1 protein-coding gene is annotated in these 461 nt (G+C 53.1%); it reads right to left on the bottom strand.

The genetic code is table 11. The features are described 5' to 3' along the window. Positions 1–461 (bottom strand): DUF1367 family protein (locus NA197_RS23430; RefSeq protein ID WP_079970322.1); only part of this gene is annotated, 461 nt, incomplete at both ends.

The raw sequence follows: 461 nt of genomic DNA, 5'->3' as shown, positions 1-461 counted from the left end.
CACCCCGCAAAGCTCATGAGCTGGGCGGCGGCGTTCTCGGCCTCGCGCTGAGTACGGAATGTACGTGATAAAATCCAGCGCCAGAGAACATCAAGCGCGGATTTATACAACTGCTGAAATTCGACCTCATCCATGCTGGAAAAAGCGATGCTGCGGGGATGTTTGCGAAGGGTGCCGTCCGGTAACTGGATGGCGTCATAGTGACCAGCCTCAACCGTCACCCATGCGCGGTATGCATCGAAAGATTTACACAGGCTAATCCCGTTTGTTACCCGGCGGTTTGCAATCTGTTCCAGATACTGTTCAGCCGCATCCAGTAATGCGCTTTCATTCCCGCCATATGCAGCGAGAAACTTTGCATAACCGTTTACCAGTTTGCGCTCATTGGCAGAAATGGCGCCGCCGGTGGGTTCCCAGTATTCAAACCCAAGATTAAGCAACGCGAAAAAGCGGCGATGGAA

It is taken from the genome of Salmonella sp. NW884 (assembly GCF_051700745.1).
Lineage (GTDB): Bacteria > Pseudomonadota > Gammaproteobacteria > Enterobacterales > Enterobacteriaceae > Salmonella > Salmonella enterica.
The sequence above is the reverse complement of the archived record's forward strand: the minus strand, read 5'-3'. Positions and strand labels throughout refer to the sequence as shown.